Origin of the sequence: Anaerophilus nitritigenes (assembly GCF_004138215.1) — a bacterium.
In the GTDB taxonomy this organism is placed as follows: Bacteria; Bacillota; Clostridia; order Peptostreptococcales; family Thermotaleaceae; genus Anaerophilus; species Anaerophilus nitritogenes.
This window is the reverse complement of sequence record NZ_RYYS01000062.1, coordinates 1-26,894: the sequence shown is the minus strand read 5'-3', so window position 1 is coordinate 26,894 and position 26,894 is coordinate 1. Positions and strand designations below refer to the sequence as shown.

Below are 26,894 nucleotides of genomic sequence, written 5' to 3'. Positions count from 1 at the left end.
TTTTGTATGCAATTTTTCCCTTTTTACATATGATGATCATATACGTCTTTTATATACTCATTGAAAGAGGGTTTTTTTAATGGATATCATTAATATTCAAAATTCTTATCCACCCTTTATACAAAATAATGAGCTACCTATCATAAAAATAATCAAAGAAAAATACCGTGGAATTTCTATTCGAGTATTTACAGTAAATGGGTACATTCATGAAGGAAAAGTTATATTTCCATATCTTAACAATATCCTCGTACTTCTTCAAAATGGTACAATGATCTATATACTAGGAAAAGATATTGTGGCGTTTTGTGCAAAATAAGAAGGCTATAAGCCTTCTTATTTTGTAAGCTTTTCTACTCCACCCATATATCCTCTTAATGCATCTGGAATAATGACAGATCCATCCTCTTGTTGATAATTTTCCAAAATAGCAGCTACCGTTCTTCCTACTGCGAGTCCTGATCCATTTAAAGTATGCACATATTCAACTTTTCCTTTTGACTCTGGTCTAAATCTTATATTTGAACGTCTTGCTTGAAAATCTTCAAAGTTACTACAAGAAGAAATTTCTAAATATCTTCCATAGCTTGGCATCCATACTTCAATATCATAAGTACAAGCAGAACTAAAACCTAAATCTCCTGTACAAAGCTTTACGACTCTATAAGGAATATTTAGCCTTTTTAATATTTCTTCTGCTGCTAAAAGTAGTGATTCTAATTCTTGATAAGATTCTTCCGGCTTTGAAAATTTTACAAGTTCCACTTTATTAAATTGATGTTGTCTAATTAAACCTCTTGTATCTCTTCCTGCTGAACCTGCTTCTTTTCTAAAACATGGTGTATAAGCTGTATGGTAAACAGGAAGTTTTTCTCCTTCTAAAATATCATTCATATACAGATTTGTTACGGGAACTTCTGCTGTTGGAATCAAGAAAAAGTCCTTACTTGGAATATGAAACATATCTTCTTCAAATTTTGGAAGTTGTCCAGTTCCTGTCATACTGTCTCTATTTACCATAAATGGTGGTAGTATTTCTGTAAATCCATGCTCTGTGGTATGAAGGTCTAGCATAAAGTTTACAACAGCTCTTTCTAATCTTGCTCCTAATCCTTTGTATACAGTAAATCTTGTACCCGTAATTTTAGCTGCTGCTTCAAAATCTAATATTCCTAAATCTATACCAATATCCCAATGAGCTTTATGTTCAAAATCAAACGTTGTAGGCTCGCCCCATTTTTTTACCTCTAAATTATCTTCATCTGTATTTCCTACAGGAACACTTGGATGTGGTGTATTTGGAATTCCCAAAAGAATATCTTTGATTTGTATTTCTATATTTTTTACTTCTTCATCTAATTCTTTTATTTTGTTAGATAACTCTTTCATTTCTTCTAAAACACCTGATGCATCCTTACCTTCTTTTTTAAGTTTTGGAATTTCTTTAGAAACTGTATTTTGTCTATTTTTCATTTGTTCTACTTCTTGAAGAATTTCTCTTCTTTTTTCATCTAATTCCACTACTGTATGAATTCCATAATCTCCATGCCCACGTCTTTCCACCAATTCCTTCACTTCATCTAAATTCGTTCTAATTCTTTTAATATCTAACATTTTATTTCCTCCTTCTACTTTATAAAAAAATATAAAAAACCCTCCATCCCTAAAAATAGGGACGAAAGGTTATTCTTCCGCGTTGCCACCCTTGTTGGCTGAATATTTCAGTCCACCTTATAGCGATATAACGGTCGCACCCGACAAAACCTACTTTTAGTTCAGTTTGTGACTTAGGGATGGATTCAATCATAAGCTTCATCGGTTTGCACCTTCCACCGACTCTCTAAAGAAACTATATCATTTACTATTTCCCTTCATTGTCTTTGCTCATGTTTAAAATATTTTAACATATTATATATATCATTTCAATATATTTATCTTTTTATACCTACTCTTTTTTAACCCATAAAAGATAATCGTCCAAGAATTCTTTTCTCTTTTAAAGATTCATATACTTGACTTAACCTAATTAAATATGGATCATTGATACAAAATGGAATCATTTCCTCTTTTCTTTCATTTCCTCTAAATATATATAAATATAATTCTTTTTCTATAAGCCAAAGTTCTATATATGAATCATGTACAATATTTTTTCTTAATTTTAAACCTGTATATTCTTTACCTCCTACTTTTAATACATCTTCTTCATCTACTATAGAAACAATACTCATTAACTCCTTGATACTTTCTTTTAATTGCTCTTCTTTTTCTTCATCCTCATAGTATTTTTCTATATAATCTATATGTAAATCCATCATTTCATAATATATCTTTTCAAGCTTTTCATCATTTCTTTTGATATAAGCAAACAATCCTTCAAACAAATACTTGATAAGCTTTACAAAATAAATTCCTGTCGTTAGCTCATATTCCTTTTGCATAGTTTCTCCTCCTAAATGAATAACTCTATTTTATATTATGCATAAAATTCATTTACGTGCTAAATATATAATTTCATTCAATCATGTATATTTATCTTTCATTTAGTTAATAATGATCACTATAGAATAACTAAGGGGGTAATATCATGTACGATATTGATTTATACGCACAAATTGGTGATTTAAAAGAAATTGATTATAGAAATACTTTAGCCATTGCTAGTATTATAGAAATTTTGATCGAAAAAGGATTCATGAGCCGTAGAGAATTTTCTCATATGGCAAGACATTTAGATGATATGTCTTTAGAAGAATTAAAAATCTTAAGAAATAGATAGCCATAATCCTATCCCTTTTATATAATCATATTCAAAAAGATAAAAGACCTAACAAAGGTCTTTTATCTTTTTAAAATATTATTTTATTTTATGTCCCAACTTTGGGAAAAACATTCCTACTTTATCAATAGATTTATATAATGTAAAAATTAAATATACATGGATGGGAAACATAATAATACTTTTTTTAATTCTTGGAATGATTAGAATTTGTGCAGCTTTTCCTGTAATCATACTCAACCAGTAAGTATTTAAGCCTAAATCAATCAATAATGTAATCAAAAGTACCGCCATGCCTATTTTTTTAATGCTTACTTCTTTTTTATAAAGAAAAACTCCATAGATTATTCCTCCCAAAAAAGCACTTAAAGTAAAGCCTGGAAAATAAGCTCCTTTTGGAAAAATCATCATTCCGAAAATATCTGCTACAGCTGCAGCTAATCCTGCTGAAACTGGTCCAAATATAGCTCCACATATGGCTATAGGTAAAAAACCAAACCCAATTCTAATAATAGGTGTTTCAATAGCAAAAAACCTGGTTAGTATAATTTCTATTGCTACCAATAAACTCAAATACACTAACTTCTGTGATTTTCTCATCTTTTACTCCTCCTTTTGTGCAATATGCCGGCAAAAGAAGGAATAAACCCTTTTGCAGCAGCGGAATGCAGCATATGTATCGCAAGCTTAATAACGCCTTTCGTCTAAAAGATAACTTCCCTTTCTTTTAGCACTTTACGCACAAATACCTACTCTGCCTTTATTGCAATTTTATATTTCGAATTAATTATACATAATATTTACAAATTTCTCAACTCCCAAAATGTGTATTTTGATAGATTCTAGCCAATATATATTTTTTTTCATAAGTAAGTGTTTTTCAATCTCATATTTTGATATAATATACATATATTTTGGTGCAATAAAGGAGGAAATGAATGGATATTAGACAAACACTTTTAATTATTCCTGGTATCATTATAGGATTTGCCTTTCACGAGTATGCTCATGCACAAGTAGCTGTTTGGCTTGGAGATGATACTCCAAAGCATGAAGGAAGACTTTCTTTAAATCCAGGGGTACATATTGATCCTTTTGGATTTTTGTTTATTCTTCTAGCTGGTTTTGGATGGGCAAAACCTGTTCATATCAATGAAAATAATTTTAAAAATCCGCAAAGAGATGATATTTTAGTATCTTTAGCTGGTCCTTTAATGAATTTAAGCATTGCAATATTTTTTCTTATTATTATGAAAATAATTCCTGCTACCTTGTTAGGTAACTTTTACAATACCTTTATGGAAGTTTTTGATTATACAGTATGGATCAATATAGTTTTATTTGTATTTAATCTTCTTCCTATCCCACCTCTAGATGGATCTCACATCTTATTTGGAATATTAGGTATGAAGGATAAACCCATTTATTATGAAATTGCTTCAAAAGGAAGATTTATTTTAGCACTACTCATCATCACCAATATGATCGATAAAATTATGGGGCCTCCCATTCGAATTGTATATCAACAACTTTTAAGTATTTTTCTATTTATATAGTATAAAAAGGGAATCCTATGGATTCCCTTTTACATTTGATTTAATTTTTCTAGCACCCCTTTTAATTCATCAATATATTTTCCATATTCTGCCCAATTTCCATTTCTTTGTGATTCTTCTGATTTTCTAAATAATTCATTTGCTTTTATAATCAATCCTTTTGTATCTATTATAGCTTCTGACTCTTCTTTATCTTTTATAGGTGTAGTATCTTCGTCTACTCCAAATAAACTCTCCAAAGCTTCTTCTAGTGTATTTTCATACGCAATTTTATCTCCATAAGCTACCACTACTCTTTTCACCTCAGGAAGGCTATTTTCATTATCTGCTTTTAAGTAGATCGTCTCTACATATATTAGGGAATTTTCAATGGGGATAGTCATTACATTTCCACGAATATAAGTAGATCCTTTTTGTCCCCATAAAGAAAATTCTTTAGAAATATTTGTATCTTGATCAATTTTAGACTCAATCTGCATAGGTCCATAAATATTTTTTTGTTTTGGCATTGTATAAATCATGAGTTTACCATAGTTTTCTCCATCATTCCTAGCCATTAAAAGAGCTGTTAAATTTGGTTTATTTTTTGGTGTATATGGAATCGTAAGTAAAAACTCCTCTTTTTCTTCTTCTGGAAGTTTCATAATAGAATAGTTAGATTCCATTTGTTGCTTTTCTCTATCATATATTTCATGTGCAATATCCCATAGATCCTCTTGTTGATAAAATACATTTATATCATCCATATGATAAGTTTTATAAACATCTGCTTGTATATCAAATAAAGCTTGAGGATATCTTATATGACTTTTGATTTCCTCTGGCATTTTATCCATACTCACAAATAAATTTGGAAATATTTTTGCCATAGTTTGAATCACGGGGTCCTTTGGATCAGATATATAATATGTAACGTCTCCGTTGTATGCATCGATGACTACTTTTACTGAATTTCTAATATAATTGGTATTATCCTCTCCAAAAGGTTTTGCATAAGGATAATTATCACTTAAAGTATATCCATCTAATATCCAAGAGAGTTTTCCATTTTCTATGACTAAATAAGGATCATCATCATAATAAATAAAAGGTGCAATTTTTCTAGCTCTTTCTTCTATATTTCTATAAAGTAAAATTTTACTATCTTGTGTAATGTTTCCTGATATGAGTATTTTAAAGCTTCCTTCTTTTATGGCATATAAAATTTTATTCAGTCCTTTAAGGCTGATTCCTGCAGTCCCTTCATAAAAAGTCTCTGCATTCCGATCTCCCTTAGGATAATCAAATTCTTTTTCTTTTGTATTTGTAATCACATAATTATTTGTAAGCTCTCCAAAATAAATTTCAGGTCTTTTAATTTGTAAATCTTTTACTAAAGATTGGGGAGGAATGTCTTTTATTAATAAATCTGGCTGTCCTTCATTTGTAATATCATGAACTGAAGACAATGCTACCCCATATCCATGAGTATATTTTAGATGCCTGTTAATCCATTGGTCGCTTATTTTAGTTTCATCTATTTCTCTTGGCGATAAAAATACTTGAGTCAATCTTCCGTCTATATTGTACCGATCTACATCTACATCATTAAATTGATAGTAACGACGAATCCCTTGTCTTTGATTGTAGTATTGTTTTGTAGGTCTATAATCATTAATTCTTATATTGTTAATAGTCTCTTGATTGTTTTTAATATCTTCTTTTGTAATATTTTGATCTGCTGCAAACTTCTTTTTTTCTATTTCATCTAGCCCATAAGCTTTATTTGTGTAATCAATATTGTAAGAAAGATATGTTCTTTCTTTTGAGATTTCATCAGGAGCTACAATAAAATTTTGCACTCCTAAAGCTGCTATATTTCCTAAAATTGATACTGCAATCATAATGACGGGTCCTGAAAGAGCCAATCTTATATTTTTAGCTTTTGCTCCTAATATAAATAATATGGCAGAGACTATAGCTAAAACAATTTGTATTCTATATACCCACAAAGTCACATGCACATCTGTAAAACTTGCTCCATATGCTACTCCTCTAGGAGAATACAAAAGATCATAAGTTTTTAATACATAGCCTAATCCTAATAAAACAAATAAAATAGTTCCTAAAATAACAAGCTGTCTAAAAGCAATATGAAAGATCTGCTTTAAATTGTCTGTATCTATTCTTTTATTTGGAATGTCCTGCATATCATGATTCACATCAAATAATGTGGGTCTTTTTACACTGACTAATAGCATATATAAAATCACTGTCAGAATTCCTAAAAATATAATAAAACTTATAGACATATAATATACTCTTTGGATCAATGGAAGCTTAAACATATAAAAGCCTATATCATGATTAAAAATAGGGTCCTTTATATTAAAATTTGTTCCATTTAAAAACTTAAGAATTTCAAACCATAAACTACTATTAACTGTTAGGGTTGCAAAAAAAGAAAATAATGATGATATTCCTAAAATTATTCTATTTATTTTCTTTTCACTCATTCCTACATAAGATGTATGAATTTTTTTATTATAACTCCTTTTAATAGATAATAGATAAAAATGAATCAAAAGAGTAAATACAATAAAAAATGGAATCCCTATTTTAAATTGTGTCATAAGCTTTGTTAAAAATACTTTTGTATATCCTACTTCGTAAAACCACTGATAATCTGTAACAAAGTGAATGATCGTTCCAAATGAAGTTAATAAAAAGATCACCCCAATCATCAATACTCCTAATAACCATCCTGCTGATTTTTTCACACATTTCACCTCTTTACTTATGGGTTATATATAATATACCCTATTTTTTACAAAAATAAGCTCGATAGTCTCATTATACTATCGAGCAGAACTTTTTTCAAACTATGGATTTAATTTCATATCACCAAGATTAATCCATCCTTTTTTTCTCATATAATTAGAAATGATAAGTGTAAGTATGGCAGGAAGAATAAAATGAAGGATTATAATTTTACCTACAATCCATTCCATAGGCTCTGTTCCTTTCATAACAGCCATGGTTCCAAATTGCCCTACCAATCCACTTGTTCCCATTCCAGCACCTATACTATTATTCTCCATTCTTAAAATAGTAGTAGCAATAGGTCCTAAAATAGCACTAGCTAGGGTAGGTGGTATCCATATAAGAGGATTTCTAATGATATTTGGGACTTGTAGCATAGATGTTCCAATTCCTTGAGCAATTGCTCCTCCAAATCCATTTTCTTTGTAGCTTGCAACAGCAAATCCAATCATTTGTGTTGCACACCCTACTACAGAAGCCCCCGCTGCTAGTCCACTAAGTCCTAAAGAAATAGATAGTGCTGCACTGCTTATAGGAAGAGTTAAAATCATTCCCATTAAAACTGCAACTAATATCCCCATAGGAATAGGTTGAAGCTCTGTTGCATGATTGATCATTGCTCCTAATTCCTTCATAAAAGATGATATAAAAGGGCCTATAAACACTCCTACCCATCCCCCTACCAATATGGTTCCTAGTGGAATGATCACAATATCTATTTTTGTTTTTCCTGATACTATTTTAGCAAATTCAGCTCCTATTAATGATCCTATAAATGCCCCTACAGGTTCTCCTATAGTAATGGTAAAAGATGTATCCATAGGTACAACAGTTCCTGCTCCTATAGCTCCTGTTACAATAGATGCAAATATTCCAAGTGGAGGTGCTTTTATGCTAAACGCTACTCCTGCACCAATAGCAGGACCCATTAAAAATTGAGCAATTCTTCCGAAATCTACTAAAAAAGAAATATTTGTATATTCTCCTATTTGCTTTAATATAAGGCCTATAATCAAAGAAGAAAAAAGTCCTAAAGCCATTCCATTTAATGCATTTGTTATATAATCTCTAAAAGAAAATCTACTCTTCAATCTTTTCTCCTCCATCTACAAATAATAAACTCAGATCCATAGCCTTTACAGAATGAGTCAGAGCCCCTACTGATATTATATCTACTCCTATAGCTGCGATTTCTTTTACTCTTTCTATTGTAATATTTCCTGAAGCCTCAAGTATAGCTTGTTTGTTATTTATTTTTACAGCTTTCTCCATTGTAGATATATCCATATTATCAAGCATGATAATATCTACACCTTCCTCTAGTGCTTCTTTTAATTCTTCTAAGGATGTAACTTCTATTTCTATTTTTACTATATGGGGGATATTTTCTTTAGCCTTTTGAATAGCTTTTTTAATTCCTCCAACAGCTTTAATATGATTATCCTTAATCATTACTGCATCTGATAAATTGAATCTATGATTGTATCCTCCTCCTACAGAAACTGCATATTTTTCTAAAATTCTTAAGTTAGGAGTAGTTTTTCTTGTATCTACAATTCTTGTAGAATATTGTTTGATAGTACTTACATATTTATTCGTTAAAGATGCAATTCCTGACATTCTTTGAAGTAAATTAAGAGCTGTCCTTTCTCCTTTTAAAATAGTTTTTGTTTTTCCTTTGATCTTTGCAATTTTTTCTCCTTTTTTTATAATGCTTCCATCTTCTTTTAAAATATCAAAGGAAATAGTAGGATCTAATATTTTAAATACTTCTTTTGCAACTAAAATTCCAGCTAAAACACCATCTTCCTTTGCTATGATATAAGCTGTAGATTTTAAAATATCATCTATTAAAAGCTCTGTAGTCAAATCTTTATCATTCATATCTTCTATGAGTGCATTTTTAATAATTTCTTCTACTAAAAATTGATTATACATGTTTTTCTCTCCTCATCTGTTCTATAATGAGCTCCCATGCTTTTCGTTCTTTTTAATGAAGCATCTATAATTAACTTTGCTATGGTGCAAAGATTCATACATTCATATTCATCTATTATATACACTTTATCCTTTATCATATTTTCTATTTTTTCTATTTCTTTATAAGCATCAAAAAGATTTTGTCCATTTCTTATAATAGATACCTTCTCATCCATGATTTCTTTTATTCTTTCTTTTATTTTTTTCATGTCTATATTGCTTTTTATAACATATCCATATCTTTCTATAGATATAGGCAATAAATCTAGAGAATCTATATTTTTATGAATATGATCTACTGCTCTTTTTGCAAATACAATTCCTTCTAATAAAGAATTACTAGCGAGTCTATTGGCTCCATGAACTCCACTACAAGCACATTCTCCACAAGCATAAAGTCTATCTATATTTGTTTTTCCATTTATATCTGTATCTATTCCTCCCATAGTATAATGAGCAACAGGACATACAGGAATATATTCCTTTGTCATATCCATTCCTTTTTCTAAGCATCTATTATATATGGTTGGAAATCTATTTTTGATAAAATCAGGACTTTTGTGTGTAATATCTAAATAAACATATGGTTTTTTTGTCTTTTCTTTTTCTATAAAAATACTTCTTGCTACAATATCTCTTGGGGCTAAATCCTTCATTGGATGATATTTTTTCATGAAAGCTTCCCCTTTTATATTTTTAAGAATAGCTCCTTCTCCTCTTACAGCTTCTGATATTAAAAATTTTTGACCGTGATCTTTATCATATAGTGCAGTAGGATGAAATTGAATAAATTCCATATCCTTTATATTAGCACCTACTCCTAGGGCCATGGCAATTCCATCACCTGTTGCAGTATCTGGATTTGTAGTATTTTTATAAACCTGCCCTACTCCTCCTGTTGCCAAAATCACTACCTTGCTTTGATAAATAATGTTTTTATTATTATTTATTGCCAATACTCCACATACTTTTTTTTCATAAGTTAAAAGCTTTATCGCAAATGTATTTTCATATACTTTTATATTTTTTCTTTTTTTGACTTCTTCTCCTAGTGCTCTTATCACTTCTTTTCCTGTTGCATCCTTTACATGTAGAATTCTTCTCTTTGAATGACCTCCTTCTTTTGTTACTTTAAGATTTCCTAATTCATCACGATCAAACAAAACTCCATACTCCAAAAGCTTCTCAATATGATTTGGAGCTTCTTTTATCATTGCTTTTGTTGTAGCCTCTCGGTTATAGTAAGCTCCTGCCCTTAAGGTATCCTCATAATGAGAATAAAAATCATCATTCTCATCTATACAAGCTGCAATCCCTCCCTGAGCCAAAGAACTGTTATTTTGGTCTAATCTTTTTTTACAAATAAGGATAACCTTATACTTTGGATCAATATTTAAAGAAGCATAAAGTCCAGAAATTCCAGTCCCTAAAATGAGTACATCACAAATTTCTTTCTTAGGATCTTCCTTTATATTGTAAAGCACTTCACTATCCATCTTTTCATCTCCCTAATTCAAGCATTTTATTAAGAGATTTTAAAGCTTTTTTCCTCATTTCTTCTTCCACCTGGATTTCATTGTTTTCATGATAAAGAGCTTTGTATACATCTTCTAAGGTAGTTTTTTTCATATTTGAACATATAAGTTTAGGAGATAATAAATAAAATTTTTTATCTGGATTTTTATTTTTAAGTGAATGTAATACCCCCATCTCTGTTCCTATAATAAACTCTTTATCTTCACAAGTAGAAGCATAATGAATAATCTCTGAAGTACTTCCTACAAAATCTGCTTTTTTTACTACATCTTCATTACACTCAGGATGAACCAAAAGCTTTGTATTTGGATATAGCTTTTTTACTTTCTCTACTTCTGATCCTTTAACTCTATGGTGAGTAATACAATATCCTGTCCATAAAATGATATTCTTTTGACTCAATTTATTTTTAATATAGCTTCCTAAATTAATATCTGGAACAAACAATATAGTATCTTCCTTTAACCCTTCTACAACTTTTAATGCATTAGAGGAAGTACAACATACATCACTTTGTGCTTTTACCTCTGCTGATGAATTTACATAACAGACAATAGAAATATTTGGATTTTCTTTTTTAAAATTTATCAAATCATCTTTATTGACCATATCTGCCATAGGACATACTGCATCTTTTACAGGAAGTAATACTTTTTTATTAGGAGATAATATCTTTGCACTTTCTGCCATAAAATGTACTCCACAAAATACAATACAATCTGCATCTGTTTTTGCTGCTTCTTCACTTAATTTCAAAGAATCTCCTACAATATCTGCTATATCTTGAATTTCTGGATTTTGATAATTATGAGCCAATATAACTGCTTTTTTTTTCTTTTTTAACTTTTGAATTTCTTCTATCATTTCCTTTTGAGTCACTTTTTTCAATCCCTTCTTTGTGTTTTTACACATGTCTTGTCACATGCCATACAAAAAATATAACAAATTTTTTGTGTTTTTACAATAAGTAAAGTTTTAAAATTTGTTATATACTAAATTACTCGTTTATAAAGTATCCTTTTTCTTTTAACTTTCTTATTATTTTTTCATAAGCTCGATCATTAGGAACTTCAATAGTATGAATATGTTCTCCCCCTGTTAAAGCAGACAAGGGTTGTGCACTGCTTTTTTTTACTTTCTCCATAAAATCTTCTATATCCATTCTTGATCCTATCATCAAAGAACTTCTAATTTCTCCATAAACAGGATGATCCACAATGACATCTAATACCTTTGCTCCCATATCTACCATAATAGTTAGCTCTTCTTCAATTTGATCATATCTATCATGAGAACATACAATGGTTTGAATATTTCTTTTCTTCTCATCAATGGTAGGAATTAAGTATCCATTAGAGGTAGCCAAAATATTATATCCTTCTGCTCGAATTACTGCAATGTCTTGTACAATGACTTGTCTACTGACACCAAATTTTTTTGAAAGCTCTGTTCCTGTAATAGGCTCTGTATTCTTCTTTAAAATAGAGATAATCTCTTTTCTTCTTTCATCTGTTGTCATGAAATCTTCCTTTCTAAAATTTAAAAAATTTGTTTCTATTATATCAGATTTTTCAAAAAAAAGAAGCATCCTATACTAAGGATGCCTTAGACTATTGTTCAAACTGACTATTGTAAAGCTCTGCATAAAATCCACCCTTCTTTATTAATTCTTCATTATTTCCTTGCTCTATAATATCCCCATCCTTCATCACTAAAATCAAATCTGCATCACGTATGGTAGATAATCTATGAGCAATAATAAAGCTGGTTCTATCTTTCATTAGATTTTTCATAGCCTGTTGTATAAAAATTTCAGTACGAGTATCAACTGAACTTGTAGCTTCATCAAGAATTAGTATTTTAGGATCTGCAAGGATTGCACGTGCAATAGTGATTAACTGCTTTTGTCCTCCTGATAAATTATTTGCTTCTTCATTGATCTGCATATTATATCCATTTTGTAACATCTTTACAAAGCTTTCTACATGAGCCAATTTTGCCGCTTTTATTACTTCTTCATCTGTAGCATTAAGTCTTCCATAGAGGATATTTTCCATAATAGAGCCCTTAAATAACCATGTATCCTGAAGTACCATTCCAAACATACTACGTAAATCTGATTTTTTAAAATCTCTTATATTATATCCATCAATAAGTATATCTCCACTATTGATATCATAAAAATTCATAAGTAACTTTACAATTGTTGTTTTTCCTGCACCTGTTGGTCCTACAATAGCTACCTTTTGACCTGGTTTAATATAAGCTGAAAAATCATTGATAATAATCTTGTCTTGATCATATCCAAAATGAACATGAGAAAAATTAACTTCTCCCTTTATTTCTTTAAGCTTTACTGGGTTCTTTGGCTCTAAAGCTTCTTCTGGTTCTTCCAAAAATTCAAATACTCTCTCTGCTGCTGCTGCTGTAGATTGCAAAACATTAGAAATTTGTGCTACTTGACCTATAGGGTGAGTAAAAGTTCTCATATATTGAACAAAAGATAATATATCTCCAACTTCAATAGTTTTTTGAATAGCAAGCCATCCACCCAAAATAGATACACCTACATACCCTATATTTCCAATAAAAGTCATAATAGGTATCATCATTCCAGATAAAAATTGAGATTTCCATGCTGAATGATAAAGTGTCTCATTTATTGTTTCAAATTTTTCAATAGCCTCTTCTTCTCCATTAAAAGCTTTGACTATATTATGTCCTCCATAAATTTCTTCTACATGTCCATTAACATGTCCTAAAAATTCTTGTTGAGATTTAAAATATTTTTGAGATTTCTTTATCACAAATATAATAAATGCCATGGATACTGGAAGTATTAAAAGTGCTACCATAGTCATTTGCCAACTGATAGAAAACATCATAATCAGTACTCCAATGATTATAATAATGGATGTAATCATCTGTGACATACTTTGATTTAGCGTTTGGCTTACTGTATCTACATCATTTGTAACCTTTGATAATACTTCTCCATGAGTCCTTTGATCAAAATATTTTAAAGGCATACGATTTATTTTTTCTGAAATGTCTTTTCTTAAATAATAGGATACCTTTTGAGCAACTCCTGATATAATATAGCCTTGTATAATTGAAAACAAAGCACTCACTATATATAGTCCTAACAACACAAGAAGTATATCTTTAATATAAGAAAAATCAATAAAAGCACCTTCTACTCCCATAATCTTACTTACTAAACCTTCAAAAATTTTAGTTGTAGCCTTTCCTAAAATTTTAGGACCTATAATAGAAAAAGCTGCACTTCCTATGGCAAAAATAATTACAATAATCATCCATATATTGTAGGGCTTTAGATACTTGATTAATTTATTCATAGTTCCCTTAAAATCTTTTGCTCTTTCAACTTTTCCTATATTGCCCATATTTCCACCAAAACTTCCAGGCTTTTTATTCTCTATCTTTTTATTACTCATGATGATAGTTCCTCCTTTGAAAGTTGTGATCGAGCAATTTGTTTGTATACCTTACAGTTTTTCATAAGCTCCTTATGAGTACCTTGACCTACCATCTTTCCTTCATCTAATACAATAATCTGATCTGCATTCATAATGGTACTAATTCTTTGTGCAACTATTAAAACAGTACCATCTACCATTTCACTTTTTAATGCATTACGAAGTAATTTTTCTGTCTTAAAATCAAGAGCTGAAAAACTATCATCAAATATGAAGATCTTTGGTTTTTTAGCAAGAGCACGAGCAATAGAGAGCCTTTGTTTTTGACCTCCTGAAACATTACTTCCTCCTTGAGAGATTTCCGATTGTAATCCCTTTGGCTTGGAACTAATAAATTCCATAGCTTGTGCAATCTCTGATATTTTTATTAATTCATCTTCTGTTCTATCTTTATTTCCATATTGAATATTACTTTTAATAGTCCCTGAAAATAAAACTCCCTTTTGAGGTACATAGCCGATCTTTTCTCTTAATTTTTTTTGAGATACATTTCTAATGTCTACTCCATCAATTGCTATTTCTCCACTTGTCACATCATAAAATCTTGTAATCAAATGAACTAAAGTTGATTTACCACTACCTGTACTTCCAATAAAAGCAGTAGTTTCACCAGGCTTAGCAGTAAAAGAAATGTTTGAAAGGACATCTTCCTTAGCCCCTGGATATCTAAAACAGACATTTTTAAACTCTACAGACCCTTTATGATCATTTTTAAATTCATTTGGTTCTTTTATATCCACAATCGTCACTTTTGTATCTAAAACTTCACATATACGTTGTGCAGATACAGAAGCTCGAGGTAACATAATAGATACCATAGAAATCATAAAAAAAGCCATAATAATTTGCATAGTATATTGTATAAAAGCCATCATATCTCCTACCTGCATATTACCTGTATCAATTTTATGTGCACCTACCCATACAATAAGAATCGTAATACAATTCATAATAAGCATCATCATAGGCATCATAAGAGTCATTAAACGACTTACAAATAAATTTGTATTTGTTAAATCTTTATTTGCTTTTTCAAATTTCTCTTCTTCATATTTTTGAGTATTAAAAGCACGAATAACGAGCATTCCTATCAAAGATTCACGGACAATTAAATTTATTTTATCTACTAGCTTTTGTACACGCTTAAACTTAGGAATAGCAAATGCAAATAATAAAACAACCAATGTAAGAATGGCCATTACTGCTACAGCTATAATCCATCCCATAGATGTATCTGTACCAAGCACCTTTATTACTCCACCTATTCCTAAAATAGGTGCATAAAAGATCATCCTAAGTAACATTACCATAAGCATTTGTACTTGTTGAATATCATTTGTGCTTCTTGTAATTAAAGAAGCTGTTGAAAATTGATCGAATTCTGTATTAGAAAAACTAGTAACCTTTCTAAATACCATTCCTCTTAGATCTCTTCCAAGTCCTGCTGCTACTTTAGAAGCTAAAAGTCCAACAATTACTGTAGCAACCATACTAAGTAGTGCCAAAGCAAGCATCTTAGCTCCTGAAATCAATATATAATTAGATTGAAGCTTATTTGTATTGATTCCTATATACTCATATTCCTTGTGAATAAAAGTAGTAGCTGACTGGGTAACCATACGATCAGGCATATCATCTAATTTTTCAAATATCTTTTTTTGCATTTCATGAATCTGCTCTTTAGACATTTTTGAATCACTTATCAATAAGTTTTTACTGGATTCTTGTCTTTTTATTCCACTAACAATAAATATAGGTTTACCAAATATATGATTTAATTCATCAATTATATTTTTATCCTTTGTATTGATCTTATATAGTGATTCTGCTTCAAGCTTTGGGTATTTTTTTAGATAATCATTAAGCTCAACTTTGGAAATATTTTTTTTATTTAAAAGAATATAATATTTTTCCACCTTTTTCTTATCCTCTTCCTTCATAAAAAACGTAAGCTTATCTAGTTCGCTTTTGCGAATAACTTTAGGTACAGCATTTTCTACTCCTCCTTGTTGAATTCCTACATTCACAATATTAGACATATAATCTGGAAGAGATAAATCACACATAGCTTGTGCAAACAAAAAAACTATGATAAATACAATTGAAACAATAAAAGGTTTAAGATACTTTATGAGCTTTAGCATTGTATACACCTCTTTTTCTGATTTCTATTATCAAAATTTATTCATGTAAATTTATTTAATTATGATTTCATAACAATTATATTTAAATAATTTTTATATGTCAATAACTTTTTTTATTGTATAATCATTGCATATGCATTATAATATAGATAAATTTATATAAGGAGGACAAGATGAATACTATTAAACTCAACAAAATCTCTCAAGACCTATATGATTTATTTTTATCTTTACACACTAAAATTATTGATCCCAACGAAATGATGAAAAACTTTACAATCCCCCCATCTCATGTTAAAGTCATCCTCTATCTTAGACATAATGGTACTTCTTCTATTTCTCAAATTGCTAAAAGCCTTATCATATCTAAACCAAATATGACACCTATCATAGATAGACTCATTGATAAAAATATAGTTAAAAGATCCTATGATCCTAATGATAGAAGAATCATAAACATTGAATTAACAGATAAAGGTCATCAATTTATAAAAAATAAAGAAAAAAAAATAAAAAATAGTTTACAAAAAAAAATTTCCTCCCTTCAAGAGGAGGATTTAGAAATTTTAAATAATCATATTACAAGTATGACAAATATCATTTTAAAGATAAAATAGTAAAAATTCAAATGACAAAGCCCCCATTTGGGCTAATAATTTGACCTGTTATAAAATCTGCATGATCAGATGCTAAAAAATATGCACAACTGGCAATATCAAAAGGGCGTCCTAATCTCATTAAAGGAGTATCCTCTATAAGAACCTTTAATTCATTCTCATTATAAGGATTAAGCATATCTGTTTGAATCACTCCAGGAGCAATACAATTGATTTGTATATTGGATGGCCCTAATTCTTTTGCCAATGCTTTTGTAAGCCCTATTATTCCAGCTTTTGCTGCTGAATAATGAACCTCACAAGATCCACCGATCATACCCCAAATAGAAGAAATATTAATGATCTTTCCTTTTTTCTTAGAAATCATATATTTTAAAGCCTTTTGTGTACAATAAAAAACACTTTTTAAATTGATATTCATCATTTGATCCCAATCTTCATCTGTTAAATCTGTAAACAATTTTTCCTGGCTTATTCCTGCATTATTAATCAAAACGTCAATTGTCCCAAATTCTTTAACACAAAATTCTATCATAGAATCTACTTCATTTCTTTTAGATATATCTGCCTTGAAAATTTTTACAGAACATCCTTCATTTTTTAGATGATGATATAAATCTTTAGCTTCTTTTTCAGATTTATTAAAATTTATAAGTACACTATATCCTTTTTGGGCAAACATCTGAGCCATTGCTTTTCCTATACCTCTAGAAGCACCCGTAATGACTACTGTCTTTATATCGTGCATAGCTCTCCCTCCTCTATTTTTGTAAAATTCCATTTATATTAACAAATTATAATATATTCTTTATTTACATTTATGACAATAGACACCCTATTCTACCTACAAAAAAGCATCTTTAGAATCATGCTCTTCTAAAGATGCTTTATAGTTATTATATTGATACTAAATTAAATATTTTAAAACTTAAATTGATTCATACTTTCATTTAATTCATTGATCATTTGATTCATTTCTTCTACTAAATGACTAATTTCTTGAATAGATGCTGCTTGCTCCTCAGTAGATGCAGATACCTCTTGAGATGCTGCAGCTGTCTCTTGTGATACAGCAGATACATTCTCAATGACTCCCATAACTTTTTCTTTGGAAGAAGAAATTTCCTCCATATTTTGTCCCATCTCATGAATTCTCTCTACAATACTAGAAATAGTATTTGCAATGTGACGAAATGTCTTTTGCGTATGCTCAATAGCTTGATTTTGATCCTTTACAACCTTTTCTGACCCTTGAATAGTTGTTTGAGCAATTTTTACATCCTTTTGAATATCTGTAATAATCTCTTTTACATGATTGCTAGATTCTCCTGTACTCTCTGCAAGTTTTCTTACTTCTTCTGCAACCACTGCAAAACCTCTGCCTGCTTCTCCTGCGCGAGCCGCTTCTATGGCTGCATTAAGTGCTAAAAGATTTGTCTGCTCAGAAATATCCATGATCGTTTCTAAAATATTTCCTATTCTATCTGCTTTTACACTTAAATCCTCTACTACCTTTATCACTTCTCCTCTTACTTCATTACTCTCTATGGTCTTTGTCTCAAGATTTTGAATGACTTCTAAGCCTTTAGAATTTGCTTTATAGATTTGATTTGCATGCGATTTACTTTCTCGTATTTTCTCTATAGCTTTTTCAATTTCTTGTGAGAGATTAGAAACTTCCATTACTCCTGTTTCTGCATCTCTTGCTTGATCATTTGCACCATTTGCTACCTCTGATATCGTTCTTGCCACCTCTTCTATAGCAGATGCTGACTCTTCTGTAGTAGTTGATAAAAGGTTAGACGATTTTTTAACTGCACTAGAAACCTCTTGAACTTTGTGTAAAAGCGCTGTCATACCTTCTAACATTTTGTTAAAACTTTCTCCTAGTTTTCCTATTTCATTTTTAGATTGAATGTCACATCTTACCCCTAACTCTCCGTTTGAAGCTCGATCCATAAGCTTCATCATATGGATAATAGGCTTTGTAATTCTTTGTGCTACTATATAAGCAATTCCTACAGCTAAAATCATTAATCCCATAGCTCCAAATAAATTTTTCTTTTGAACATCTGATACAAAGTTCATAGCCACAGATTTTTTTTGTACAGTAAGAACTCCCCAAGGTTCTGAATTTCCTGGCAGCTTTATACTAGTATAAGCGCTTACTACCTCTTTTCCATCATTTTCTTTGTATTCTATAACACCTGATTGTCCTTTTAATACTTCTTGTGCTATTTTTTGAACCTCTTTAGGAACTTCAATAGGTTTGATTTCTTCTTTTGGATTTCCTTCTTCATCTAATAAGATCTTTCCATCTGAATCTCTCATCAAAAGTGTTTTTGTAAAATTTTTATAATTATATTGTTCCTGTACTTGCTTTTCATCTGTATGAGCAATGACGACTCCTTCATTATCAATAATATAAGCACTTTGACTTTCTTGATGATTAAATTTCTCTACTAGTCCTTGTAAATAGTCTAATTTTACATCAGCAGCCATAATTCCTTTTAAAGTTTTTTGTTCATCATAAATTGGAAGAAATATAGAAGTGACAGGAATATTTCCATTTATTGAATAATATGATTTACTCACAAAAGGCTTTTGTTCTTGCATAAACTCTTGAAACCACCATCTATTAGATCTATCTCCAAGATTTCCTTTATCTTTTGCTGTTTGCATTCCATCTGTTCCTTGTATATACAAAAGATCAAAATAAGGGTTTCTTTGAGCTACATTCACTAACACATCTTTTTGATCACTTGGATCAAATTTTTTAATCTGACTGTTATTTGTTATATCTTCTGTAATAGAATACGCTTTTTCAATAAATAAATTTACTTGTGATGCAATAGAATGTGCTAAAAATTGGTTATTTTTTTCCATATCTTTTTTATAATTTGTAGAAATAAAATAATAATTAATAATACTGGAAATTACAAAGGGTATCACAACAATTAATAATATAATAACCATAAATTGATGCTTTAACTTTTTCATAAGACCCTACACCATCCCTATCCATTGACTTCTCCTTTAGATAAAATTTTTGCTTTATCTGATTAAACTATAGTTTGTTTTTTTATTATTGTGTATTTGAAAAAATTAATTGTAGCTCTTCTAAAGGAATACCTTTTATTATTTCTACAAGATTCTCTATTTTCCTTCTTTTTTGTCAATTATTTTCAAAGTTTGTAAAGAGGCGTCTTTCATACCTATAATATTGATTTTATTTTTTTTCATATACATGATTTGATCTATCATTTGCTTTGTAATTTCTTCTCCTGGGCAAATAATAGGAATTCCTGGAGGATATGGAATAATATATTCCCCACTTACTTTTCCTATACTATCCCTTATATAAACAATCTTTTTTGATAAAAATACTGCTTCTCTAGGAGGAATACATACTTTAGGAGATGCATAATAATTAAAAATAATTTTTTCTTCTTGATCATGTCTTGTATATTTTGCTTTGATCTCTTTGATAGCATATAGTAGCTTGTAAAAATCTTCTTTTTTATTTCCAATGGTGCATACTCCTACAATATAATGAATATCACTCATTTCCATTTGTATTTTATATTCATTTCTTAAAATATTTTCAAGCTTCCCTCCACTAATTCCTAATTCATTCATGCTTATAACAAGTCTTGTTAAATCTTTTTTCCATGGACTTACTTTATTTTCATCTATCATCTTTACCCCATCTATATTTTTTAATTCACTAGAAAACCAGTCTATATTTTTCAAAAGCTGCTTCATCAATATTTTTCCATCCTTTTGTGCAATAGCTCTTGCCATATCTAGTGAGCTCATTAACAAATAAGAAGGACTACTACTTTGATGCATCGTTAACATGAATCGTAATCTTTCTATATCTACTCTTTTAGATTTTACATGAAGCATAGAAGCTTGAGTAAATCCAAATAAAGTTTTATGTGTGCTTTGAATTACTATATCTGCTCCTGCATGTAGAGCACTACTTGGAAGTTTTTCATTGAGTATAAAATGAGACCCATGAGCTTCATCTACTATAAGTATTTTGTCATATTCATGAACTATTTGTGCTATTTTTCTTATATCTGAACAAATACCATAATAATTTGGATAAGTAATAATAACAGCTTTTATATGTGGATTGTTTATAATAGCATTTTTTACTTCCTCATGAGTAACCCCCATTGGTAATCTATTTTTTTCATCTACTTGTGGACATATATAAATAGGGTCAATCTCTCCAAGAATCAACCCATTCATAACAGATTTATGACAATCTCTAGGAATAATTACTTGATCCTTAGGATTTGCAACTGCCATAAGAGCAGCAATATTTCCACAAGATGTACCATTTACAAGAAAAAAGGTATGCTCTGATCCAAAAAATTTTGAGGCTTTATCTTGAGCTTTTTTTATAATTTCTGTAGGTTCATGAAGATTGTCTGTTCCTTCTATTTCTGTTACATCTATAGATAATAAATCTTCTATATGATATTTTTCATAAGCTTTTCCATTTTTATGTCCAGGTACATGAAAAGATACAATATCTTCAGCTCTCATAGATTGTAATTTGTTTATTATAAAAGTATCCATATTTTCCTCCTAGAAAAAACGATTATATTGTTTTTTATTTTTTTAAAATTTATATGTTTTTTCTCATTATTCTATAGAATCTTGAAAAAATGTATTTTCATTATAAAGAATTAAAACATTTTCAATATGGTTTTTGTAGATTAACTCCTGTAAATTTTTTTTATAGTATCTAGGATCTACTACATATATCTCACTATAATGCAATGCTAAGAAAGGAATCAAGCTATTTGCATAAGAATCTTTGATAATCAATAGCTTTTTTTGTTGATCTTGATCAGAAGAAATTTTCATAAGTGGATGGTTTCCATCAAAAAACACTTTATATTTATCTTTTTTATAAAGATTGTCCAAATTATAAAAGAGATGATCTATTTTATTTTCCTCTATATACTCTACTTGATACTTAATTTTTTGTTTTGGTATATATAGCTCAATATCATCTGGTTGTACATGTCTAAATCCGCTCTTTGAGTACAAAGATCCATAAAATTCATCTGTAACCTTTTGAATCTGAAAATCTTCTTTCTTGTAAGGAATCAGTCCCATATCCTTAGCAATTTTTTCATAAGCATAATACGCTCCTTTTGTAGTCCAGTGATGATCTGTTTTATAAAATATATATTCGTCTTTTTTATTATATAACATATTGTATATATCTAAGAATTTTATACTTTTAGGCATATTCTTTTTAAATTCTTCTATATAAAGTAATTGGTCATCAGTGGGTGCATAAGGTGGAAGCTTATCTTTTAATATGCTAACTGAATTAGGCACTAATAAAAAATATTTATGAACATTAGGAGTAGCATCAGCAAATTTATAAAACTCTTTGATCTTTTGATTAAAATTTTCTTTACTTGGTTTATGAAAAGCCTCTATCAAATAATCATCTTTTCCCAAATAAACATTGTTGTTTTCTTTTTTTCCAATAATTCTTTCTGTATCTGATCGAATTCCTATCCAAAAATCTCTTGCAATAAATTGATCTGTAAAATATTTTTCATATTGTGAAATAAATTGACCACCTACTATTTTTTTAAAAGAAAAATATGGCTTTTGTTGTAGCATCCTATTTTCTGATTCTGAAAAAATTGTATCTAAACTTATATAGTTTAATATACAAATAATTCCTATGTATCCTAAAAAAAGAATAGAGATCATCTTTTGATAAATATTACTTTGATTCATATAAGCACCTCTTTTAAAATCTAAAATATAAAAATGGATTGTAGCTTTCATTTACTAAATAGGCGGTACAAATTACTAAAAGAATTATAGTTCCAAAAGATAAAATGATATCTTTTACTACACTACATTTTTGTCTCCATTTATAAATCATATTTTTAGGAAAAGGCGTAGAACAAATGAATAAAAGAACAAACAATAAAAGGTTCGTATACAAATCATAAACTCCCTTTTCATCCATCCATACCGATACATTCCAACCAAACATAGTTTTGATAAAATCAATAGCTAGATACATACTCTCAAATTCAAAAAATACCCATCCAATTGTAACAACCATCATAGTATAAATATGACGAATCCAAGAAGATCTATTTTCCAGACACCTAAGTAAAAATATTTTTTCTATAGTTCCAAACATGCCAAAGTATAGTCCCCAAATAATGAAATTCCAACTTGCACCATGCCATAATCCTGTCAAAAACCATACAATAAGTAAATTTTTGTATTGTGTTCCTCTTCCAACTCTATTTCCTCCAAGAGGAATATATAAATACTCTCGAAACCATGTTCCTAAGGAAATATGCCATCTTCTCCAAAATTCTGTTACACTTTTAGAAGTGTATGGATAATTAAAGTTTTTTGTTAAATGAAATCCAAATATTTTTCCAAGCCCTATAGCCATATCTGAATATCCACTAAAATCAAAATAAATTTGAAATGTAAATGCAATAATGCCTGTCCATGCAGAAAAAACAGATATTTCGTGAGGAGATACCCCTTTTATGCTATTCCAAAGAATACCTATATTATTGGCAAGAAGTACTTTTTTAGATAATCCTATAATAAAAAGCTGTATACCTTCTCCAAATAATCTTATATTTTCTTTTCTGTTGGACAACTCTTTTATAATATCTTTATATCTTACAATAGGTCCTGCTACCAATTGGGGAAACATCGCTACATATGTTCCAAAAGATATAATATTTTTTTGTGCACAAACTTCTCCTCGATATACATCTATAACATACGATATAGTCTGAAATGTATAAAATGATATTCCTATAGGCAACGGAAGATGTGTACTCTTCATACTTAGATTAAAAATTACATTTATATTTGCTATAATAAAACCATAATATTTAAAAAAACATAAAATTCCTAAATTAACTGTCATAGATAAAAGTATTATACTTTTGGTAACTATTTTTTGATTTTTATATTTTTCTATAAGTAAACCATTTACATAATCAAAAACAGTAGAAAAAATCATAATGAGTATATAAATAGGTTCTCCCCAAGCATAAAATACAAAACTCCCTATAAGTAAAACAAGGTTTCTAAGAAACCTTGGTGATAAATAATATATAAAAATCATAAAGGGTAAAAACAAAAAGATAAATATTAAACTACTAAATACCAAACCTCATTCCTCCAATTCATTCTCTCTAAAAACAACCATCAATGATTTCTTCTATTTTTTGTGCATCTTGTGATATGATAAAAACAATATATTCTCCATTATTTTTTAAAACATGATTTTCTATTAAAAAATATTCTTCTGGAATATACTCTTTAAAATTTTGAGATTGTTTTTCTATTCTATTTTTAAGTTTTTCTTGAATCTTTTCTATATCATTAGAATCTTTTATTTTTAATATAGCAATTTCATTAGCTTTAATATTGGTAGAAGCTGTATAAAGTACAAATGAATCTATTTGTTCTTTCTCTATATCGTATAATGTTTTTAATTGCTCTATATTACCCTTTACCATATCCACTAACTCCACTTCTTGGTTGATCTTTTGATCTAGATCTTCAATAGATACATCTTTCACTTTTTCTTTCCCACATCCTACTAAAGTTCCTAAAATAAATATAACAAGTACCATCATACATGCCCTATTTTTAAATATTTTCATTTTTATAATCCTCCTTTGTATAATCCATTAAAAAATTAAGCCATACAGGATAAAAAGCATATCGAAAATGAATTCCATCTCCTTCATGTAAATCTTCATTGCTATTTTCTATCACAGTTGCTATATGAATATACGTCACATCATTTACTTCACTCATATTCATAAGAAGTATATTCATATTTTCTATTTTTTCATTTGTAACATAAGTATTTTTTTGTTCATATTTAGAAGATACAGGTAATATAGATTGAACATAAATGTTTGTATTGGGTAATTTATTCTTCAATTCATGAATCAGTTGTTCATAATATTTTATAAATTCTTCCTCTGTTTTATAATATTTAAAATCATTAACTCCAAATAATATAAAAATATTTTGTGGATTGATTATTAGTACTTTGTCTATTTTCATCAAAGCTTTTGAAATAGTATCTCCTAAATTTGCAATTACTTTTTTATCATCTAATAAATGATAAAAGGATAAGCCATTTGTAATAGAATCTCCTATAAATACATCTTGATAAAAAATTTCTTTATAGTTGTATTTTTTATTTCCCTGTTTTTCATGATTTATTGTTATTTGTTCTTTTATATCATCTTTTTTCTCCTTATTTATTTCTATTGTATGATTTGTCTGTAAGTTTTTCTCTTCATCTATTTTTTTATATTCTTTTAAGTCCTCTTCTTTCTTCATTTTTTGAGTAGTATCCTTTTTTTCTTCAGGGATCACACTATTTTCTTTTGGAATGCTATCTGCAATACATTTCTCTATCCACAAACTCATCATACATATGAATGCAATCAAAATCATACATACAATAAATTTTATTTTTCTATATGTAGTTTTATTCTTTTTCTTTCTTAATCGAGCCATCTAATACCTCCAAAGAACTATATAAAATCCAACACCTATTATAATATATATTTTTTAAGAAATGGTTAAAAAAAAGTATCAATTTCGAGATATTAATCAAAAGGGAACATTGGTAAAACATTAGAACATTAGTAGAACATTAGGACATTGAAGGACATTGGACATTGTAGGACATTAGGACATTAGGGACATTTAATAATATTTTTATCTTTAGGATAATAAAAAAACAAGTATATTCTTTCTAATAAAAATATACTTATTTGATAGATTCATTACTTCAATTTTGATTTACTATATATCTATACATAATAAATAATCTGCACTGTATCAGCCCAGATTCTATAAATCTTTGATTTTTTAAATTTTTATATTACTTCACTGCATATAAAACCATCCATTATACGATTATATCTTGAATTTTTAAGTATTATATCTACTCCCATAGAGCATAACATTGACACTCTTGAACTAGTAATATTTCCTATCACTCTACATATATCTTTATGTGAAAAATCACAAAATCTTTTCATAAACAAAGCACATATTGCTCTACTTTCTGTAGCTTCTCTATTATACTTTATGTATACTTTTTTTTCATTAATCTTGGTATATCCTGTTACATAATGGACAATATCTTTAGGGGTATAGTCTCTTGCATGTATTATTCTTTCACTTCTATATTCTGTTTCTTCATTTATAAATTCCGCTTCTATTTCTATTGCTTCATTGTTATATCCTAGTACAAACTTCAAGTACATCCCTCTTGCCTTATTTATATCTCCTTTAAATAAACTCATAATATACTCTTCCTCTACTATATCATATGAATCATTTTTCAAACCTAAAAATAATCTTAATGTTGAATATTTATACTTTTGCGGTTTATCTTTGTATTTTTTGATATCCATAGGATTACTATGTATATATGCAGATAAAGTTATTAAATATTGATCAGAATTTATTATTTTACTTTTAAATCTATCTTGAAATACATGTCCATGTCTTTTATATTTTTGGTTAAAATATTGTGCATAACAAAAATTAATGCCATGCATTATTTTAGATACATCTGCTCCATTTACATCTATTATAAAATGTCCATGATTATCCATCAAACAATAAGCATATACTTTAAAACCATATTTGTATTGATATTTCTTGATTAATAATAAATATTTATCTTTATCGTCACTTTCCTTAAAGAGCTTTATTTCACTTATACTTCTTACCATTATATGATAAATTGAGTCATTACTTTTTATTCGTGCACATCTCGGCATACTATCACTCCTTTATAATAGTATGCTTTTTAATGTATTGAAATATTCACTAATATAGATTTATTGTTAATTGTCCCTTGTTTTCTCTAATATAGATTTATTGTTAATTGTCCCTTGTTTTCTTGT

Annotated in this window: 23 protein-coding genes, 1 riboswitch and 1 other annotated feature; of the genes, 4 read left to right on the top strand and 19 right to left on the bottom strand. The window is 28.9% G+C overall.

Annotation, left to right across the window (positions count from 1 at the left end; all coding sequences use genetic code 11):
* Window positions 1-79: 79 nt before the first annotated feature.
* On the top strand, window positions 80-319 hold the full coding sequence (locus tag EK368_RS09190) for a hypothetical protein (protein WP_129598747.1): 240 nt from the start codon (window positions 80-82) through the stop codon (window positions 317-319).
* A 17-nt stretch (window positions 320-336) separates the two neighbouring features.
* On the opposite strand, the gene serS is transcribed toward EK368_RS09190, so the two are convergent.
* Together serS and EK368_RS09180 are read right to left on the bottom strand one after the other, a co-directional pair.
* On the bottom strand, window positions 337-1,614 hold the full coding sequence (gene serS, locus EK368_RS09185) for a serine--tRNA ligase (RefSeq protein WP_129598744.1): 1,278 nt from the start codon (window positions 1,612-1,614) through the stop codon (window positions 337-339).
* Between the two features lie 54 nt (window positions 1,615-1,668).
* Window positions 1,669-1,884: a binding site (T-box leader), on the bottom strand.
* Window positions 1,885-1,955: 71 nt separating this feature from the next.
* The gene (locus EK368_RS09180) at window positions 1,956-2,441 is read right to left on the bottom strand and encodes a hypothetical protein (protein ID WP_129598741.1); all 486 of its coding nucleotides are present in this window, start codon (window positions 2,439-2,441) and stop codon (window positions 1,956-1,958) included.
* 146 nt (window positions 2,442-2,587) lie between these two features.
* Between EK368_RS09180 and EK368_RS09175 the strand changes: the two genes are divergently transcribed.
* Window positions 2,588-2,779, top strand: coding sequence for a hypothetical protein (locus EK368_RS09175; protein WP_129598738.1), 192 nt, complete (start codon window positions 2,588-2,590; stop codon window positions 2,777-2,779).
* A gap of 78 nt (window positions 2,780-2,857) precedes the next feature.
* On the opposite strand, the gene EK368_RS09170 is transcribed toward EK368_RS09175, so the two are convergent.
* Window positions 2,858-3,379 (bottom strand): folate family ECF transporter S component, encoded by a 522-nt coding sequence (locus EK368_RS09170; RefSeq protein ID WP_129598735.1) that lies wholly within the window; start codon window positions 3,377-3,379, stop codon window positions 2,858-2,860.
* Window positions 3,380-3,435: 56 nt separating this feature from the next.
* Window positions 3,436-3,538, bottom strand: a riboswitch (THF riboswitch).
* A gap of 179 nt (window positions 3,539-3,717) precedes the next feature.
* Here EK368_RS09170 and EK368_RS09165 point away from each other — a divergent pair.
* On the top strand, window positions 3,718-4,335 hold the full coding sequence (locus EK368_RS09165) for a site-2 protease family protein (RefSeq protein WP_129598732.1): 618 nt from the start codon (window positions 3,718-3,720) through the stop codon (window positions 4,333-4,335).
* A 29-nt stretch (window positions 4,336-4,364) separates the two neighbouring features.
* On the opposite strand, the gene EK368_RS09160 is transcribed toward EK368_RS09165, so the two are convergent.
* From EK368_RS09160 to EK368_RS09125, 8 genes are all read right to left on the bottom strand, one after another.
* Window positions 4,365-7,094 carry a UPF0182 family membrane protein gene (locus tag EK368_RS09160; RefSeq protein ID WP_129598729.1) on the bottom strand — a complete coding sequence of 910 codons (2,730 nt, stop codon included), beginning with the start codon at window positions 7,092-7,094 and terminating at the stop codon, window positions 4,365-4,367.
* Window positions 7,095-7,196: 102 nt separating this feature from the next.
* Window positions 7,197-8,228, bottom strand: a complete 1,032-nt coding sequence (locus tag EK368_RS09155; protein ID WP_341472788.1) for a PTS sugar transporter subunit IIC — start codon at window positions 8,226-8,228, stop codon at window positions 7,197-7,199.
* A complete protein-coding gene (gene nadC / locus EK368_RS09150) occupies window positions 8,218-9,075 on the bottom strand; it encodes a carboxylating nicotinate-nucleotide diphosphorylase (RefSeq protein ID WP_129598723.1) in 858 nt (285 codons plus the stop codon). The genes EK368_RS09155 and nadC overlap by 11 nt, the downstream gene beginning before the upstream one ends.
* Window positions 9,057-10,613: an L-aspartate oxidase gene (nadB, locus tag EK368_RS09145; protein ID WP_129598720.1), complete on the bottom strand. Its 1,557-nt coding sequence runs from the start codon at window positions 10,611-10,613 to the stop codon at window positions 9,057-9,059. The genes nadC and nadB overlap by 19 nt, the downstream gene beginning before the upstream one ends.
* A gap of 4 nt (window positions 10,614-10,617) precedes the next feature.
* The gene (gene nadA / locus EK368_RS09140) at window positions 10,618-11,541 is read right to left on the bottom strand and encodes a quinolinate synthase NadA (protein WP_341472787.1); all 924 of its coding nucleotides are present in this window, start codon (window positions 11,539-11,541) and stop codon (window positions 10,618-10,620) included.
* A 109-nt stretch (window positions 11,542-11,650) separates the two neighbouring features.
* On the bottom strand, window positions 11,651-12,172 hold the full coding sequence (locus tag EK368_RS09135; protein WP_129598714.1) for a transcription repressor NadR: 522 nt from the start codon (window positions 12,170-12,172) through the stop codon (window positions 11,651-11,653).
* A 91-nt stretch (window positions 12,173-12,263) separates the two neighbouring features.
* Entirely contained in the window at window positions 12,264-14,111 is a 1,848-nt protein-coding gene (locus EK368_RS09130; RefSeq protein WP_129598711.1) for an ABC transporter ATP-binding protein, read from the bottom strand.
* Complete coding sequence (locus EK368_RS09125) at window positions 14,108-16,297, bottom strand: ABC transporter ATP-binding protein (protein WP_129598708.1); 2,190 nt, start codon at window positions 16,295-16,297, stop codon at window positions 14,108-14,110. The genes EK368_RS09130 and EK368_RS09125 overlap by 4 nt, the downstream gene beginning before the upstream one ends.
* 173 nt (window positions 16,298-16,470) lie before the next feature.
* Between EK368_RS09125 and EK368_RS09120 the strand changes: the two genes are divergently transcribed.
* Window positions 16,471-16,914, top strand: a complete 444-nt coding sequence (locus EK368_RS09120; RefSeq protein ID WP_129598705.1) for a MarR family winged helix-turn-helix transcriptional regulator — start codon at window positions 16,471-16,473, stop codon at window positions 16,912-16,914.
* Window positions 16,915-16,921: 7 nt separating this feature from the next.
* Here the strand turns inward: EK368_RS09120 and ymfI are convergent, their stop codons facing one another.
* The 8 genes from ymfI to EK368_RS09080 form a co-directional block, all read right to left on the bottom strand.
* On the bottom strand, window positions 16,922-17,662 hold the full coding sequence (gene ymfI / locus EK368_RS09115; RefSeq protein WP_129598702.1) for an elongation factor P 5-aminopentanone reductase: 741 nt from the start codon (window positions 17,660-17,662) through the stop codon (window positions 16,922-16,924).
* A gap of 173 nt (window positions 17,663-17,835) precedes the next feature.
* A complete protein-coding gene (locus EK368_RS09110; protein ID WP_129598699.1) occupies window positions 17,836-19,914 on the bottom strand; it encodes a methyl-accepting chemotaxis protein in 2,079 nt (692 codons plus the stop codon).
* 156 nt (window positions 19,915-20,070) lie between these two features.
* Window positions 20,071-21,507 (bottom strand): aminotransferase class I/II-fold pyridoxal phosphate-dependent enzyme, encoded by a 1,437-nt coding sequence (locus EK368_RS09105; RefSeq protein WP_129598697.1) that lies wholly within the window; start codon window positions 21,505-21,507, stop codon window positions 20,071-20,073.
* Window positions 21,508-21,573: 66 nt separating this feature from the next.
* On the bottom strand, window positions 21,574-22,695 hold the full coding sequence (locus EK368_RS09100) for a DHHW family protein (protein ID WP_129598694.1): 1,122 nt from the start codon (window positions 22,693-22,695) through the stop codon (window positions 21,574-21,576).
* Between the two features lie 13 nt (window positions 22,696-22,708).
* A complete protein-coding gene (locus EK368_RS09095; RefSeq protein ID WP_129598691.1) occupies window positions 22,709-24,115 on the bottom strand; it encodes an MBOAT family O-acyltransferase in 1,407 nt (468 codons plus the stop codon).
* 25 nt (window positions 24,116-24,140) lie between these two features.
* Window positions 24,141-24,614: a DUF4358 domain-containing protein gene (locus EK368_RS09090; protein ID WP_129598688.1), complete on the bottom strand. Its 474-nt coding sequence runs from the start codon at window positions 24,612-24,614 to the stop codon at window positions 24,141-24,143.
* Window positions 24,601-25,488: a GDSL-type esterase/lipase family protein gene (locus EK368_RS09085; protein ID WP_129598685.1), complete on the bottom strand. Its 888-nt coding sequence runs from the start codon at window positions 25,486-25,488 to the stop codon at window positions 24,601-24,603. Before EK368_RS09085 ends, EK368_RS09090 begins: the two co-directional genes overlap by 14 nt.
* A 365-nt stretch (window positions 25,489-25,853) precedes the next feature.
* Complete coding sequence (locus EK368_RS09080; protein ID WP_129598683.1) at window positions 25,854-26,768, bottom strand: transposase; 915 nt, start codon at window positions 26,766-26,768, stop codon at window positions 25,854-25,856.
* Between the last annotated feature and the right edge of the window lie 126 nt (window positions 26,769-26,894).